Here is a 16,498-nt window from a genome sequence, read left to right on the forward strand (position 1 = left end):
AAAACAATTTACAAACCGATTAACTACACAAGTGCAGTTTTGCGACAGGATACGATGAAACTATGACCGTTCGATGAAAACAAAATGGAGAAAACTTGAAGGGAAAAGCATTGATGAAATCAATAATTTATAAAGTAGCAGATAAAAAATAAGGCAGCGAAATCGCTGCCTTATCCATTTAAACTTGATGTTTAAGCTTTTGCTTTTTTGCGCTTATCTGTGATTTCCCACTTACCGTCAACAAACAACGCAGTCCAACCACTTGGTTTGCCATTGTCTTCAGTACGCACGTAGTTTTCTTTGCTCTTACGGCTAAAGCGAACGACTGCAGGGCGACCATCTGGATCCGCTGCTGGCGCTGTCGTTAGGTACTTAAACTTCTCTGGAAGACGCTCTTCGAAGCGAGCAAGTTCAGATACCAACGGGGCACGAGTTTCACGTGATTTAGGGAAGTTGCTTGCCGCCATAAATAGGCCAGAAGCACCATCACGCAGAACAAAGTAAGCGTCCGAGTTTTCACATGGCAGTTCAGGGAAATGAACTGGATCTTCTTTCGGAGGCGCAACTTCGCCATTCTTCAGAATCTTACGAGTGTTCTTACACGTCTCACTCGTACAGTCCATGTATTTACCGAAGCGACCGTTTTTAAGCACCATGTCAGAACCACACTTGTCACACTCAACAACTGGGCCATCGTAGCCTTTCACTTTGAACTCGCCGTGTTCAACGATGTAGCCTTCACAGTTCGGGTTGTTACCACAAACGTGCATCTTACGCTTATCGTCGATCAAGTACGCATCCATCGCCGTTTCACAGATAGGACAACGCTTCTTCGCACGCAGTGCTGCAGTTTCCACATCTTCTTCTAGAACATTGATAATGCCATCTTCGTCACCCAAGTTAATCGTTGTCTTACAACGCTCTTTAGGTGGTAATGCGTAACCAGAACAGCCAAGGAATACACCGGTAGATGCAGTACGAATACCCATTGGACGGCTACAAGTCGGACATTCGATGTCTGTCATCACGATGTGATTCAGCTTCATGCCGCCTTCGTTTTCGTCCTGTTCCGCTTTCTCAAGATCTCCAGTGAAGTCTGTGAAGAAGTTGTCTAGGACATCTTTCCACATCACATCGCCTTCTGCGATTTGGTCAAGCTTCTGTTCCATACGAGCCGTGAAGTCGTAGTTCATTAGATCGTTAAAGCTGTCATCTAGGCGGTCAGTAACGATCTCGCCCATCTTCTCTGCATAGAAACGACGCTGTTCAACTTTCACGTAGCCGCGATCTTGGATCGTAGAGATGATCGATGCATATGTAGAAGGACGGCCAATGCCACGCTTCTCAAGCTCTTTAACCAATGCCGCTTCGGTAAAACGTGCAGGTGGCTTAGTAAAGTGCTGTTTAGGCTCTAATGACTCTAAGTCTAGCTTTTCGCCTAGTTGAACAGCTGGAAGAATCGTATCTTCGTTTTTACCCATTGGGCGTTGTACGCGAGTCCAACCGTCAAACTTAAGGATACGGCCTTTCGCTTTTAGCGTGTATTCTGCCGCTTTCACACTGATTGTCGTTGAATCGTATTCTGCTGGCGTCATTTGACAAGCAACGAACTGATTCCAGATCAATGAGTAAAGTTTGTGTGCGTCCGCATCAACACCTTGTAGATCTTCTGATTTCACAGAAACATCGGAAGGACGAATCGCTTCGTGCGCTTCTTGTGCGCCCTCTTTGCTACCGTATCTTAACGGGTTAGCAGGAAGGTACTTGTCACCATACTCAGAGCCGATGAATCCACGAACCGCATCTACAGCTTCCGCACTCAAGTTGGTTGAGTCGGTACGCATATAGGTGATGTAACCCGCTTCATACAAACGCTGCGCGAGCATCATTGTCTTCTTAACGCCGTAGCCAAGACGAGTACTTGCCGCTTGTTGCAGTGTTGAAGTGATGTACGGTGCAGATGGCTTACTCTTTGTTGGGCGGTCTTCACGCTTACAAACTTCGTAGCTCGCTTTTTCCAGTACCGAAAGCGCTGCTTTGGTCTCTGCCTCGTTGACTGGCTTAAACGCAACGCCATCTTTTTGTGCAACAAGCAATTTGAATGCGGTCTTGTCTTTGGTGTGCGTATTCGCGTTGATATCCCAGAACTCTTCTGGAATGAAAGCGTTGATTTCACGCTCACGCTCAACCAATAGCTTCACCGCTACTGATTGTACGCGACCTGCTGAAAGACCACGCGCAACTTTCTTCCATAGCAATGGAGAAACCATGAAACCTACTACTCGGTCCATGAATCGACGTGCTTGCTGTGCGTTAACACCGTCCATGTTTAGCTCGCCAGGTGTCTGGAAAGCTTGTTGGATAGCATTCTTAGTGATCTCGTTAAACACTACGCGCTTGTATCGCTCTTCATCGCCACCGATGATCTCACGAAGGTGCCATGCGATTGCTTCCCCCTCGCGGTCCAAATCGGTTGCGAGGTAAACGTAATCAGCGTCTTTGGCTAATTTTTGCAGTTCGCTTACGACTTTTTCTTTGCCTGGAAGGATTTGGTAATTCGCATCCCAGTCATGATATGGGTTAATCCCCATTTTTTTGATTAGCGCTTTGCGGTCTTTTTCTTTTTTGACACGCGCTTTCTCTTCCGGGCTCATTCCTTTTGTAGAAATGGCAGCGGCTTTTTTCTCACCAGTGCTTTGACCGGCCGTAGGCAGATCACGCACGTGACCAACACTAGACTTAACAATAAAGTCTTTACCAAGATATTTATTTATCGTCTTAGCCTTGGCTGGTGACTCCACTATAACGAGCGATTTACCCATAACTGACTCTAACGTCCTTCATAATAATGCGGGTAACTGCCCCCTAAGGAAGCTACCCGCATAATGTTCTATTTCATTGCTTCTTTTTTTACTATTGTGCGAGATGAAAAGAAGATCAACTGCTTTTTTGAAATTCAGATCCGATTGGTTGACAATTCATCGCCTTTGCACTTTGACGAGGCAGGGTTCTGAAAAAGGTCTTGAGCGGCATATACTAAGCAGGCAAAGATTCCTCTCGCTAGTCGAATTCAATAAATTTTGTCTCACATCACAAAATATTTTTTCTTTCGCGATCAGAACGTAACCTTAGATTAGACCGTAAAATAGCCACTGCACGTATATACCAATAACGCCTCTATATAAATGTATATCGGTATAAAAGCGTAAACACGCAATCAGAGATTTAGGCATGCAAACCCATGACAATTGTGGGTATACTGCGCTCACTTAAGTTTCATTGAATGACGAGAGCGTTATGTCTGATAGAAAATACATTGAAGAATTCGACCTTCTTTTAATCGCAAACCAAATCATCCAAGAGCACGATGACTACATCGATGGTATGCGTGCGACGAGCGTAGAAGAAAAAGACGATGTATTGGTATTTAAAGGTGAGTACTTCCTCGATGAGAAAGGTCTACCGACCACTAATACAACAGCAGTATTCAATATGTTTAAGTACCTAGCGCACCACCTTTCAAAAGAGTTCACATTGAACAAGTAAGCGCTTCAAATTCAATAAAAAAGCCAGAGTTCTCACTCTGGCTTTTCTCTTTCATATAAGACGAATTAACAGCTCAACGCTTTCAATTTATCGAAGTAATCCGGGAACGTCTTTGACGTACACTTAGGATCGTTAATCGTCACAGGCGTGTCGCTTAGCGCCACCAGCGAGAAACACATCGCCATGCGGTGATCGTCGTAGGTATCAATCGCAGCGTGCGTAAGCTGTGGTACAGGCTTCACAATGATGTAATCTTCGCCCTCTTCCACCTCTGCGCCAACTTTGCGTAGCTCAGTCGCCATAGCGGATAGACGGTCAGTCTCTTTTACACGCCAGTTGTACACGTTGCGAATCGCCGTTGTGCCTTCGGCAAACAATGCTGTTGTCGCAATGGTCATTGCCGCATCTGGAATATGGTTGTAGTCCATATCGATGCCTTTCAGTTGGCCGACACGAGAGATAACGTAATCATCACCCCATTCGATCTCTGCACCCATTTTTTCAAGCGCATCAGCGAATTGGATATCGCCTTGGATACTGTTTTTACCAATACCAGTGACTTTCACTTCACCACCTTTGATGGCTGCTGCCGCCAAGAAGTAAGAAGCAGATGATGCATCACCTTCAACCAAGAAGTCACCCGGAGCGACATACTGTTGACCCGCAGGAATCACAAATTCTTGGTAATCGTTGTTGATCACATCCACACCAAACTGTTTCATGATGTGCAGCGTGATATCAATGTATGGTTTTGAAACCAGTTCACCTTCGATGTTGATGCGAATGTCACCTTCTGCCAACGGCGCTGACATCAAAAATGCCGTCAGGAATTGGCTAGAAATCGAACCATCAATCGATACAGAGCCCGACTTAAGTCCAGTACCTACGATTTTTAGTGGTGGGTAGTTTTCATTTTCCAGATACGTTACGTCCGCGCCAGCCGCTTTTAGGGCAGTGACTAAGTGACCAATTGGGCGTTCCTTCATTCTAGGTTCGCCAGTCAGAACGTATTCACCTTCGCCTAAGCATAGGGCTGCAGCAAGTGGACGCATTGCTGTACCTGCATTGCCTAAAAAGAGCTCTACAGGTTCAGAGACAGAAAATGGGCGACCAAGACCTTCTACGACACACTCCGTTTTGTCCTCAGACAATTGGTACTGAACACCGAGTTTAGTCAGAGCGTTCAACATGTGGCGAATATCATCACTGTCGAGAAGGTTGGTCAAACGAGTCGTACCTTTTGCTAGTGCAGCAAGCAGTAACGCTCGATTGGAAACGCTTTTTGATCCAGGAAGGTTCACTTCCCCTTGAATTTTATTGATAGGTTGTAACGTTAGGCTTTCCATTAAAAGTTGATAATCCTTTGTGCCCTCACTTCAAGGTTTTTGAGAGCTAAACAATTCTTCGTGAATTCAGACTAACGAAAAAACCACCACAAAACCAGAGTAAATCCATGCTAATTTTTGAATAATTAGTCAGCTTAGGTTTTGCAGTGCAAACGTTGGCTTAATAAGCGATATCAACCCTTACACCATCATCAAAATACAGGATGCGCACCTCATCACCTCGATTAAACAACATGCTGTTATCAACATCTTGAATGACGTTGATCAGTTTGTTGCCATCAACCTTGATCAATAGTTCAACGAGTTTGTATTCAACCGTGTATTCATAATTGCTGCGATTTCTCACCACCGCCGCACCAGCTAATGCACCAACAGCCGTCGCCACTTCTTTACCCGTGCCACCACCAAATTGATTGCCGACTAAACCACCGATCGTTGCCCCTAGTAAGGTTTCCCACCCGTTGCTTTGAGATTGCTTCACCTCTTGCTGTGTAATGTATCGCACCGAATCGACTTTGCCATACACCACTTGGTTAACTGGCTTCGCTACATTTCTTTCATAGGCTGCATTGGCGAAAAATGGCAAAAACAGTATGATCCATGCCCATCGTTTTATATTAAGTGTTACTCCGCTCATAATAAGCTCCTATAGGCTCTGATGTTGGTAAAGTTTTCTTTATGGCTATCTATTTAACTGAACTTGGTGATTCACATTCTTTTCCGTCGCCATACGACGCATTGAATGACCCAAATGGCTTGCTGGCTTTTGGCGGCGATCTTAACCCTGATCGCATTCTAAACGGCTATCATCAGGGCATTTTCCCTTGGTATGGGCCGGGAGAGCCGATTCTATGGTGGAGCCCATCTCCACGAGCCGTTTTTGACCCTTTGGCATTTAAGCCTTCCAAAAGCTTGAAAAAGTTTCAACGTAAACAACAGTATAAAGTAACGCTAAACAATGCAACCGAACGCGTAATTCAATTATGCTCTTCAACTCGCTCAGCAGAAGAAACTTGGCTCAATGAAGAGATGCAGACATCATACATTGAGCTTGCAAGACGCGGACACTGCCACTCAGTAGAAGTATGGCACGATGAGAAGTTAATTGGCGGCTTGTACGGCATTAGCGTCGGCCAACTTTTTTGTGGTGAGTCGATGTTTAGCCTTAAAGACAACGCGTCGAAAATCGCATTGTGGTATCTATGCGAGCACTTGGCGTCAAACCAAGGTCAATTAATTGATTGCCAAGTAATGAATCCGCATCTGGCCTCACTTGGCGCGTTTGAGCTGGAGCGTGACGACTTTGTACAAAAACTACTATCTTTAAGAGACAGGAACATTGATTTGGGTACGTTTGAACCACAGGTTTTGCAAGGCGCAGTATCATGAGCACAGATCTCCAGCACATTCGTATCGGATTAACTAATAACCATCCATGCAGTTACCTACCTGAACGTGAAGAGCGAGTGGCTGTCGCGCTAGACGAAAACTTACATACAGAAGACAACTATCAAGTTTTGATGGCCAACGGTTTTCGACGCAGCGGCGATACTATTTATAAGCCTCACTGTCAGCACTGCAACGCATGTCAACCTATACGAATTGCGGTACCTGACTTCATCCCTTCAAAAAGCCAAAAGCGTTTGCAGAGCAAAGGAAAGGCGTTACATTGGGAGATGAAACCTGAGCTCGATCCAAATTGGTTTGACCTTTACAGTCGCTATATCTGTGAGCGACACAAAGACGGCACTATGTTCCCACCAAGAGAGGATGAGTTTGCTCGGTTCGCGCAAACAACTTGGTTGACCACTGGGTTTCTTCATATTTATGACGAGAGTGATCGACTTCTCGCGGTCGCCGTTACCGATATAATGGATAAATGTGCAAGTGCGTTTTATACCTTCTTCGATCCGGACTATCCTTTATCTCTCGGGACGTTAGGGGTACTTTTCCAGCTCGAATATTGCCAACTAGAGAATAAACATTGGCTATATTTGGGTTATCAGATCGATGAATGTCCAGCGATGAACTACAAAACTCGCTTTCAACGACACCAAAGGCTAGTAAATCAGCGTTGGCAAGGGTAGAATACGCCCCAACTTTACATAATTACTGTTTAGCGGCAAAATAAGCGCGCTAATACCGCCTAATTTCTAAAGAGGATTAAATGGCTAAAGAAGACGTAATTGAGATGCAAGGCACTGTGCTTGACACTCTACCAAACACTATGTTCCGCGTTGAACTTGAAAACGGTCACGTTGTGACTGCACACATCTCTGGCAAGATGCGTAAGAACTACATCCGTATCCTTACTGGTGATAAAGTAACTGTAGAGATGACTCCATACGACCTTTCTAAAGGCCGCATCGTCTTCCGTGCTCGTTAATCTCTGATTTTCGAATACAATAAAAAACGGAGCTCAAGGCTCCGTTTTTTATTGTCTGTTTTTTGCTCTCAATACCAAGCTGACTTTTGGGAGTTTTAATACACTCCACAGGCTGCTCCATCCTTGTAGACACAAAAAAGCGCACGCCTAGACGCACGCTTTTAACATAGATTTCAACAAAGAATTAGTGAAGTGCTGCTTCTTTCTCGCTTAGGTATTCAAACTTAAGCTCGTCTTTCACTAGCGTTACCTTCACTGTACCACCGTCAACCAATGAGCCGAACAGAAGTTCATTCGCCAAAGGTTTCTTAAGCTGCTCTTGGATAACACGTCCCATTGGACGCGCGCCCATCGCTTTGTCATAACCTTTGTGTGCCAACCAATGACGAGCATCCTGCGACACTTCCATTGATACGCCACGAGCATCCAATTGAACTTGAAGCTCCACGATGAACTTGTCAACCACTTGGTGGATCACCGCTTCATCTAGGCTATTGAACCAAATGATATTATCTAGACGGTTACGGAATTCTGGTGTGAACACCTTCTTGATTTCCGCCATCGCATCATGACTATTATCTTGTTGGATAAGACCGATAGATTTCTTCTCAGTCTCGGCCACACCAGCGTTGGTTGTCATAACAAGAATGACATTACGGAAGTCAGCTTTACGACCATTGTTATCTGTTAGCGTACCGTTATCCATCACTTGCAGTAGCAAGTTAAAGATATCTGGGTGTGCTTTCTCGATTTCATCAAGCAGAACCACTGAGTGTGGATGCTTAAGCACAGCGTCAGTCAACAGACCGCCTTGGTCATAGCCCACGTAGCCTGGAGGCGCACCGATTAGGCGGCTGACTGAATGACGTTCGCCGTACTCAGACATATCGAAGCGCAGAAGTTCGATACCAAGCAACTTAGAAAGCTGAACAGTAACTTCGGTTTTACCAACCCCTGTAGGGCCCGCAAACAAGAATGAACCAACTGGTTTGTTATCCACGCCAAGACCTGCACGAGATAACTTGATGGCTTCAGACAGCGCATCAATCGCCGTGTCTTGACCGAATACAAGCATCTTCATCTTATCATCCAGATTCTTCAGAATGTCTTTGTCTGAAGACGACACTGATTTCTCTGGAATACGAGCCATTTTCGCAACCATCGCTTCGATGTCTGCTACGCCGACCGTTTTCTTACGACGACTTGCTGGTGCTAGACGGCTACGTGCACCCGCCTCATCAATCACATCAATGGCTTTATCTGGTAGATGACGTTCGTTAATGTACTTCGCCGATAGCTCTACAGCAGCACGCAATGCTTTGTTGGTGTAACGCACTTCGTGGTGAGCTTCGTACTTAGGCTTAAGGCCAATCAAAATCTTCGTCGTATCATCCAAAGAAGGCTCTACTACATCGATCTTTTGGAAGCGACGAGATAGCGCGCGTTCTTTCTCAAAGATGTTGCTGTACTCTTGGTACGTCGTTGAACCGATACAACGCAACTTACCGCTACTCAGTAGAGGTTTGATCAGGTTAGCAGCGTCAACTTGACCGCCAGAAGCTGCACCCGCACCGATGATGGTATGGATTTCATCAATGAACAGAATCGCATCTTCTTCTTTCTCAAGCTGCTTCAAAACTGACTTAAAGCGTTTCTCAAAATCACCACGGTATTTAGTGCCAGCCAGTAGAGAACCGATATCTAAGGAATAAATCACACTATTTTGAATCACTTCAGGCACTTGGCCTTCTACAATTCTCCACGCAAGACCTTCCGCGATGGCCGTTTTACCTACGCCAGCTTCACCCACAAGTAATGGGTTGTTCTTACGACGACGGCACAGCACTTGAATCGTGCGCTCAAGCTCTTTGTCACGGCCAATCAATGGGTCGATATTACCCGCTTTCGCAACTTGGTTTAGGTTCGTTGCAAAGCTTTCCAGACGCTCTTCTGGGTTGGTTTCTTCAGGTGCTTCTGAGCCAAACGAATCAGATGAAGAAGAATCTTCACTTGAACCCGATGCTTTAGTGATGCCGTGAGAAATAAAGTTAACAATGTCCAAACGAGAGATATCGTTCTTTTTAAGTAGGTAAGCAGCGTGAGACTCTTGCTCACTGAAAATGGCAACGAGGACATTTGCCCCAGTCACTTCACTGCGGCCAGACGACTGAACATGGAAGACGGCGCGTTGAAGTACACGCTGGAAACTCAATGTCGGCTGGGTTTCGCGCGTCTCATCACTTTCTGGGATGAGCGGCGTTGTTTGGTCGATAAAAATATCGAGTTCATTTCGCAAAGCATCAAGGTCCGCTTTGCAGGCTAGAAGGGCTTCCTTAGCTGCATCATTTTCTAATAATGCAAGTAGGAGGTGTTCGACAGTCATGAACTCGTGGCGTTTATCACGTGCACGAGCGAATGCACCGTTAAGGCTTGACTCTAGTTCTTTATTTAGCATAAGTACCTCCCGAAAGAACAACTTGGGTTGCTCGAGCAAGTCTTCTTATTACGCTTGCTCCATAGTACATAGTAGCGGATGCTCATTTTCCCTTGAGTACATCGTCACTTGCGCTACTTTTGTTTCAGCAATTTCTGCACTGTATGTGCCACAAATTGCCTTTCCTTCATAGTGAATCTTGAGCATGATTTGCGTTGCTTTATCAATATCGTGTGAGAAGAATCGCTCAAGTACCTCTATGACGAAATCCATAGGTGTGTAGTCATCATTGTTGAGTACAACGTTATATAGCTTTGGTGGCTGAACTTTTGTACTTTCTCTCTCCAGAAGATCAGAGTCTGGAGTCACCCATTCAAAATTTTTACTCATGGCAATTCAAAGATATCGTATCAAAGGGTTGATGTTTTCGACCTATAAAAACAATCTACCATAAGCATACCATGCGGTGTAGTGAGATATGGCACCTAATTCGAATTTGATAGATAAAATTTGCGTCCTCATATAGAGACTAATGCACCTCCGGCAGGCGCGCAAATAAAAGATTTTTATCACTGAGGCGCGATATTTTTGCCGTTAGATTCACAAATATTCGACACACTTCATCCTCTGTAATTACCCTCTCTTATTCTGCCAAGATCACAGTTACAGGGAAAAAACACTAAATATCACGAAAACCGTACTTTTTATTCATTCAGTAGAATCTTCTAATGTAATCTTCACATCTAGTATTCATCTTCCTTATATCAGAACCTTACAGAGATTTTCACTAAACTTCGGCAAACGCCCATAAATAACTTTGCAAAGTTGTTAATCTCAAAAGTGATTTGTTTTCAAATATGTTTCTGTTTGTTGTCTTTCACTATTGACTGTCGAGATTCATTGACTACAGTGGAATGTGTTGATGCATAAATCCTCATTCTGGGTTTGTTGGTTTTCTAACACCCTGATGAATATGGATATGCTCACTCGACGTGTGTTAGCAATTACGAACAAAGCAACGGCTAACAATGAGGTCAAGCTAAAGGGATAGCTTGGAGAAGTAACAACATCAGTAAAAAATGCATGAGGGATGTAAAAGCATGGCTACAGGTACAGTAAAGTGGTTTAACAATGCCAAGGGATTTGGGTTTATTTGTTCAGACGAAGAGGAAGGAGACATTTTCGCCCACTACTCAACTATCCAAATGGACGGTTATCGTACACTGAAAGCAGGCCAACAAGTCTCATACGAGATTGAAAAAGGTCCAAAAGGTTCACACGCAAGTAGCGTAGTGCCAATAGAAGGCCAAGCCAAATAAATCGAGCGCTGTCGGAAAGACAAACCATTTGCTCTCGTGAAAGCACAAATTGTCTGTTTTCATGAAGAGAAAAATAAACCCGCGTAAAGCGGGTTTATTGTTTTTATAAGTCTTAACTACGCGCTACCGAAATAGCGCGTACAAGGTTATTTATTGATGATTGCGTTCAGCGTTGCGCTCGGGCGCATCAATGTAGAAGCTAGCGCATCATCCAGTGAATAGTAACCGCCTAGCTCACCTTTCACACCCTGTGCATTGTTTAGCTCGGAAACAATCGCTTCTTCTTGCTGCGCAAGCGCGGCTGCTACTGGCACAAACTCAGCCGCTAGATCAGCATCTGCCGTTTGCTCAGCGAGTGCTTTCGCCCAGTAAGACGCAAGGTAGTAGTGGCTACCACGGTTATCCAACTCACCAACTTTACGTGATGGTGACTTGTTGTTGTCTAGGAACTCACCCGTTGCTTTATCAAGTGCATCGGCAAGTACCTGTGCTTTTGCATTGCCAGCAACCGTGCTTAGATGCTCAAGCGACGCCGCAAGTGCAAGGAACTCACCCAAAGAATCCCAACGTAGGTGGTTTTCTTTTTCTACCTGTTGAACGTGTTTAGGTGCTGAACCACCTGCACCCGTTTCAAATAAACCACCACCGTTCATTAGTGGCACAATAGATAGCATCTTCGCAGAAGTACCAAGCTCCAGAATTGGGAACAAATCAGTTAGGTAGTCACGAAGTACGTTACCTGTTACCGAGATTGTATCTAGACCTTCTTTGATACGCTCTAGAGAGAATTTACATGCATCGATTGGTGCAAGGATCTTAATTTCTAGACCTGAAGTGTCGTGTGCAGGAAGGTATGCATTTACTTTCTTGATAAGCTCTGCATCGTGAGCACGCGCTTCGTCTAGCCAGAATACCGCTGGAGCACCTGAAGCACGAGCACGAGTAACAGCAAGTTTCACCCAGTCTTGAATTGGCGCGTCTTTCACCTGACACATACGGAAGATGTCACCTTCTTCTACCGCTTGTTCAAGAAGAACCGCACCAGAAGCATCTACAACACGCACACTGCCTGCTGCATCTAAGATGAAGGTCTTGTCGTGAGAACCGTACTCTTCAGCTTTTTGGGCCATTAGACCGACGTTTGGAACGCTACCCATTGTTGTTGGGTCAAACGCACCGTGCTCTTTACAGAAGTCGATCACCGCTTGGTAAATACCCGCGTAGCTACGATCTGGAATCATTGCTTTCGTATCTTTCTGCTTGCCGTCTGGTCCCCACATTTGGCCAGAAGCACGCAGCATTGCAGGCATAGAAGCATCAACAATGATATCGCTTGGTACGTGTAGGTTAGTAATACCGCGATCTGAATCCACCATAGCTAGTGCTGGTTGCGTTTCGTATACCGCAAGAATAGCTGCTTCGATTTCTGCTTTTTGTTCTGCAGGTAGCGCTTCAATCTTCGCATATACGTCACCGATACCGTTGTTTACATCAACGCCTAGCTCTTCAAACAGCTTACCGTATTTCGCAAATACGTCTTTGTAGTAAACCTTAACTGCGTGACCGAAGATAACTGGGTCCGATACCTTCATCATGGTTGCTTTCATATGTAGAGAGAGCAGTACATCTTGCTGTTTTGCTTCTGCAATTTCTTTCTCGAAGAACTCAACAAGCGCTTTCTTGTTCATTACTGAACAATCGATCACTTCTTTATCTTGCAGAGGGAATGCTGATTTAAGTTCTTTTACCGAACCATCAGCAGCAACAAATTCGATTTTAACGTCGGTAGCACCTGAGATAGTCGTCGATTTTTCACTACCGAAGAAATCGTTGTCAGCCATGCTTGAAACGTGAGATTGAGAGTCTGCTGACCACGCGCCCATTGAATGCGGGTTTTTCTTTGCGTAGTTCTTCACTGAAAGTGGTGCACGACGGTCTGAGTTACCTTCACGCAAAACTGGGTTAACCGCACTACCTTTGATTTTGTCGTAAGTCGCTTTGATCGCTTCTTCTTCGTAAGTGCTTGGCTCTTCAGGGTAGTTTGGTAGCTCGTAGCCTTTCGCTTGCAACTCTTTAATAGCAGCTTTTAACTGCGGGATAGATGCAGAAATGTTTGGAAGTTTGATGATGTTCGCTTCAGGCGTTTTCGCCAACTCGCCAAGTTCTGCTAGCGCGTCACCGATGCGCTGCTCTTCTTTTAAATGCTCTGGGAAGTTAGCGATGATACGACCTGCTAACGAAATATCACGAGTATCTACATTAATGCCAGACGATGCAGTAAACGATTGAATGATTGGTAGTAATGAATAGGTTGCTAACGCCGGGGCTTCATCAGTGATTGTGTAGATAATTGTAGGTTTTTCTGTAGGCATGAAATTTCCCTATTTTTTACTCAACTAAGCTGAACAACTCAGCAACTGAGTTCGTTGAATTTACGCAGTGCTTAACGTTAGTAGTGCATTCCTCCTCACCAACGCGACATGCGGTTTGCACTCTTTCTTATAGTTTGAAGCTCTATGGCTCTCTATCCATGAGTGCACTTTGTGCCAAGTTTGCTTTCATGAAGTTCTTTTGCAAAAACACCTCACTAAAAGCAACTTGGCTATATCATTAAACAAATAACACGAAATAGTCTATTATTCTGTGCACTTTTGTTAGTTTTAGGCGCGCAAATGATAGCCGATAAGAAGAAAACATAAAACTTTCAAACACAGTTCATTTACATTTTTGCAAGGTAGTTAACATGTCATCTCGCACGGGTCATGAAAAAGGTCGCCGTAGTAACCATTCTAAACCGAGCCATTTTAAACGCTCTGGTAAGCCAAATCATTCAAATGGACAGGCTAAAAATCGACCTAGTCGCCCTACCCGTTCTTCAAAATCCGCTAAACCGCGTATTGCACCCGAAGATCGTAAGGTGGTCATTTTCAATAAGCCCTATGACACGTTAAGCCAATTTACTGATGGCGATGGCCGTAAAACGCTAGCTGATTATATTCCTGTAAAAGATGTTTATGCGGCAGGCCGATTAGACAGAGACAGCGAAGGTTTGATGGTGCTCACTAACGACGGCATTCTGCAGGCTAAGTTGACCCAACCTCAATCAAAGTCACCAAAGACGTATTGGGTGCAAGTAGACGGTGCTCCGACTGAAGAGGACTTGGAAAAACTACGTAAAGGCGTTGAATTGAAAGATGGCATGACATTGCCAGCAAAAGTAGAAGTGATGCCTGAGCCAGAGATCTGGGAAAGAACTCCGCCTGTCCGCTTTCGAGCAAACATTCCAACAACTTGGTTAGCTATCACTATTATAGAAGGGAGAAACCGTCAGGTAAGACGTATGACCGCGCACATTGGCTTCCCAACGCTGCGTTTAGTTCGTTACTCGATGGGCGGTATTGCTCTTGACGATTTAAAGCCAGGGGAGTGGCGAGAAATAAAGCTCCAGGCTTAAACCTCAAAAAACATAAAAGCAGGCAATCACCTGCTTTTTTTAGTTTTTTTCGTTACCAATAACGATTATTGTTGAGCAACCCACTTCATGAATGCTTGACGCTCTTCGTCTGTCATTTCTAGGTAGGCAATCTTCGCTTTTGTTACGGGTGATTTTACTCTTTGCGCGCTTTTGCTGGTTGCTGTTACAGCCGTCGCTGCTTGTAGCTCAGACAATTCGACTCTCTTACCGTTTGCAAAGAAAACGCCATTAGCTTCATTGTACACCGCTAGTTGCTCATCAAGGTTTGAATAAGGGAACGCGCCTTTCTCACCTGGCATTTTATATTGCGAGTAATCAATAGACTTATCGTTGAAACTTACTTTCCAGTCCATTTTATCTTGCTCAAACAGCTTGTCTGCCTGACGTTTTTCTCTAAAAGATGGCGCATCAATATAAAGCTCACCCGCGCCAGAACTAAAACCAAGAATGTATGGTGCAGAGTAAACTTGAGTACGTTTATCGCCACGCCCAATCGCTTTATTTACTTTTACAACTACTTGGTTAGAGCCATCAACAAGACCAAACGGTTCACTCAAATCATCCGCGCTAACGCCATTTACAAACAGTACTTGAACGCCTTGAGCGGTAGTTAGGGTTGCTGAAGTATCAGCTCTATTTGTTGTGTCTGCGTTCGCTGTTGTACCAAACAACCCAAGTACAAATGCTACAGTCCAAGCTTTCAGTCTCATATCCTAATAACCTTAAAATTCAATTAATCACATCAAAAAAGTTAAATATCGCTTACCATTCATCACAGTTTGAGGAAATCATTGCAGAAAAGCCAACCATTTCTACATCATTGACTGTAGATAATTGGTAAGCGCATTCAAGTCTCATAAATCTTCATGTACTCACTTAGTCCATGCTTTCAGGGGCCTAAGGAGATACAAGCTTTTAATATAAAAAAGGCCGCAATAAATGCGACCTTTACTATATCTACTTAAGTTCTGAGATTAGAACGTGTAGTAAACACCAGCAACAACTAGGTCAGCTTCAAGTTTCGTAGAAGCATCTTTATTGTCGTTTTCGCTTGCAGTGTATTCGATGAACGTTAGAACGTTACCAGTTACAGCGTAGTCAGCACCAAACGTGTAGTAAGACTGGTCGTGGTCACCTTCGTACTCAGTGAAACCAAATGAAGTGTAAACGCGTGCTTCGTTCATTTGGTAAGCAGCTACTGCAGACCATGTATCTTGGTCAGCTTTGTTTAGTTCTTCAGCAACGTAGTTAACTGCAGCAGAGAAGTTGTCCATGTTGAAACGAACAGCTGCACCCATTACTTGGTAATCAGTACCAGCAACGTCACGGTTCTCTTGATCTTGGTAAGAAGCACCAACAGTGAACATTTCGTTGATTGCGTATTGTGCAGATAGACCGAATGCAGTGTCGATTTTCTCGTTTTGATCTAGGTATGCATCAGCGATAACAGTTAGCTTGTCGAAGCTACCTTTAACTGAAACAGCGTGACCAGCACTTTCTTTTGATTTTACGAAATCATCAACGTAACCAAGACCTTCGTTGGTGTTGTCGATAGTGATTGCGTCTAGAGAGTCACCGAAGTCACCAACTTCACCTAGAGCCACACCCCAGTTGTCACCGAAGTAAGCACCGAAGTATAGGTCATCTGTACGTACGCGAGCGTGGTCAGAGCTGCTGTCTTTATCGAAGAACTCACCGTTTTCTAGCTCAAATGAGCCGAATAGAGTTACGTCTTCGTTTAGTTTGTGCTCAGAATCGATTTGAATCTTAGCCCAAAGATCAACGTCTACATCACGTTTAGTTGTAGTTGCGCCGTTTTCCTTGCCTTCTACAGTACTTACGTAAGTATCGATCTCACCTTTAAGGTTGAAAGAAGTCGTACCGTTGTCGTAGATGTTGCCTGCTGCTAGTGCAGACGTAGAGATGCCTGCTACTGCTAGAGCTACTAGAGTCTTTTTCATAATTAATCCACTGCCTTTTCTTAGTTCGGGA

At 44.4% G+C, this 16,498-nt stretch carries 14 protein-coding genes; 6 read left to right on the forward strand and 8 right to left on the reverse strand.

What is annotated here, in order from left to right; translation table 11 throughout:
• Nucleotides 1-191: 191 nt before the first annotated feature.
• Nucleotides 192-2,822, reverse strand: coding sequence for a type I DNA topoisomerase (gene topA, locus GXP65_RS09675; protein WP_162092673.1), 2,631 nt, complete (start codon nt 2,820-2,822; stop codon nt 192-194).
• A gap of 475 nt (nt 2,823-3,297) precedes the next feature.
• On the opposite strand from topA, the gene GXP65_RS09680 reads away from it, so the two are divergent.
• Nucleotides 3,298-3,546, forward strand: a complete 249-nt coding sequence (locus GXP65_RS09680) for a YciN family protein (RefSeq protein ID WP_005426324.1) — start codon at nt 3,298-3,300, stop codon at nt 3,544-3,546.
• Between the two features lie 65 nt (nt 3,547-3,611).
• Here GXP65_RS09680 and aroA read toward each other — a convergent pair whose 3' ends face one another.
• Both aroA and GXP65_RS09690 read right to left on the reverse strand, forming a co-directional pair.
• Nucleotides 3,612-4,892 (reverse strand): 3-phosphoshikimate 1-carboxyvinyltransferase, encoded by a 1,281-nt coding sequence (aroA, locus tag GXP65_RS09685; RefSeq protein WP_038889186.1) that lies wholly within the window; start codon nt 4,890-4,892, stop codon nt 3,612-3,614.
• Nucleotides 4,893-5,052: 160 nt separating this feature from the next.
• Nucleotides 5,053-5,529 carry a glycine zipper 2TM domain-containing protein gene (locus GXP65_RS09690; RefSeq protein WP_038889187.1) on the reverse strand — a complete coding sequence of 159 codons (477 nt, stop codon included), beginning with the start codon at nt 5,527-5,529 and terminating at the stop codon, nt 5,053-5,055.
• A gap of 41 nt (nt 5,530-5,570) precedes the next feature.
• On the opposite strand from GXP65_RS09690, the gene aat reads away from it, so the two are divergent.
• From aat to infA, 3 genes are all read left to right on the forward strand, one after another.
• Nucleotides 5,571-6,281, forward strand: a complete 711-nt coding sequence (gene aat, locus GXP65_RS09695; RefSeq protein WP_162092674.1) for a leucyl/phenylalanyl-tRNA--protein transferase — start codon at nt 5,571-5,573, stop codon at nt 6,279-6,281.
• Nucleotides 6,278-6,979, forward strand: a complete 702-nt coding sequence (locus GXP65_RS09700) for an arginyltransferase (RefSeq protein WP_162092675.1) — start codon at nt 6,278-6,280, stop codon at nt 6,977-6,979. The genes aat and GXP65_RS09700 overlap by 4 nt, the downstream gene beginning before the upstream one ends.
• Before the next feature lie 80 nt (nt 6,980-7,059).
• On the forward strand, nt 7,060-7,278 hold the full coding sequence (gene infA / locus GXP65_RS09705) for a translation initiation factor IF-1 (protein ID WP_001040192.1): 219 nt from the start codon (nt 7,060-7,062) through the stop codon (nt 7,276-7,278).
• Between the two features lie 184 nt (nt 7,279-7,462).
• Here infA and clpA read toward each other — a convergent pair whose 3' ends face one another.
• Both clpA and clpS read right to left on the reverse strand, forming a co-directional pair.
• Nucleotides 7,463-9,733, reverse strand: coding sequence for an ATP-dependent Clp protease ATP-binding subunit ClpA (gene clpA, locus GXP65_RS09710; protein ID WP_012127424.1), 2,271 nt, complete (start codon nt 9,731-9,733; stop codon nt 7,463-7,465).
• Nucleotides 9,734-9,781: 48 nt separating this feature from the next.
• Nucleotides 9,782-10,102: an ATP-dependent Clp protease adapter ClpS gene (gene clpS, locus GXP65_RS09715; protein WP_005427554.1), complete on the reverse strand. Its 321-nt coding sequence runs from the start codon at nt 10,100-10,102 to the stop codon at nt 9,782-9,784.
• Between the two features lie 710 nt (nt 10,103-10,812).
• On the opposite strand from clpS, the gene cspD reads away from it, so the two are divergent.
• Entirely contained in the window at nt 10,813-11,031 is a 219-nt protein-coding gene (cspD, locus tag GXP65_RS09720; RefSeq protein WP_005427548.1) for a cold shock domain-containing protein CspD, read from the forward strand.
• A gap of 146 nt (nt 11,032-11,177) precedes the next feature.
• Here cspD and GXP65_RS09725 read toward each other — a convergent pair whose 3' ends face one another.
• Nucleotides 11,178-13,403, reverse strand: a complete 2,226-nt coding sequence (locus tag GXP65_RS09725) for an NADP-dependent isocitrate dehydrogenase (protein ID WP_162092676.1) — start codon at nt 13,401-13,403, stop codon at nt 11,178-11,180.
• Nucleotides 13,404-13,774: 371 nt separating this feature from the next.
• On the opposite strand from GXP65_RS09725, the gene GXP65_RS09730 reads away from it, so the two are divergent.
• Nucleotides 13,775-14,485, forward strand: coding sequence for a pseudouridine synthase (locus tag GXP65_RS09730; RefSeq protein ID WP_051118812.1), 711 nt, complete (start codon nt 13,775-13,777; stop codon nt 14,483-14,485).
• Nucleotides 14,486-14,550: 65 nt separating this feature from the next.
• Here GXP65_RS09730 and GXP65_RS09735 read toward each other — a convergent pair whose 3' ends face one another.
• On the reverse strand, nt 14,551-15,216 hold the full coding sequence (locus GXP65_RS09735; protein ID WP_045397683.1) for a DUF2057 domain-containing protein: 666 nt from the start codon (nt 15,214-15,216) through the stop codon (nt 14,551-14,553).
• Nucleotides 15,217-15,480: 264 nt separating this feature from the next.
• Entirely contained in the window at nt 15,481-16,467 is a 987-nt protein-coding gene (locus tag GXP65_RS09740; protein WP_038889193.1) for a porin, read from the reverse strand.
• Nucleotides 16,468-16,498: the final 31 nt, after the last annotated feature.

Source organism: Vibrio sp. LB10LO1 (assembly GCF_010092875.1).
GTDB lineage: Bacteria > Pseudomonadota > Gammaproteobacteria > Enterobacterales > Vibrionaceae > Vibrio > Vibrio campbellii.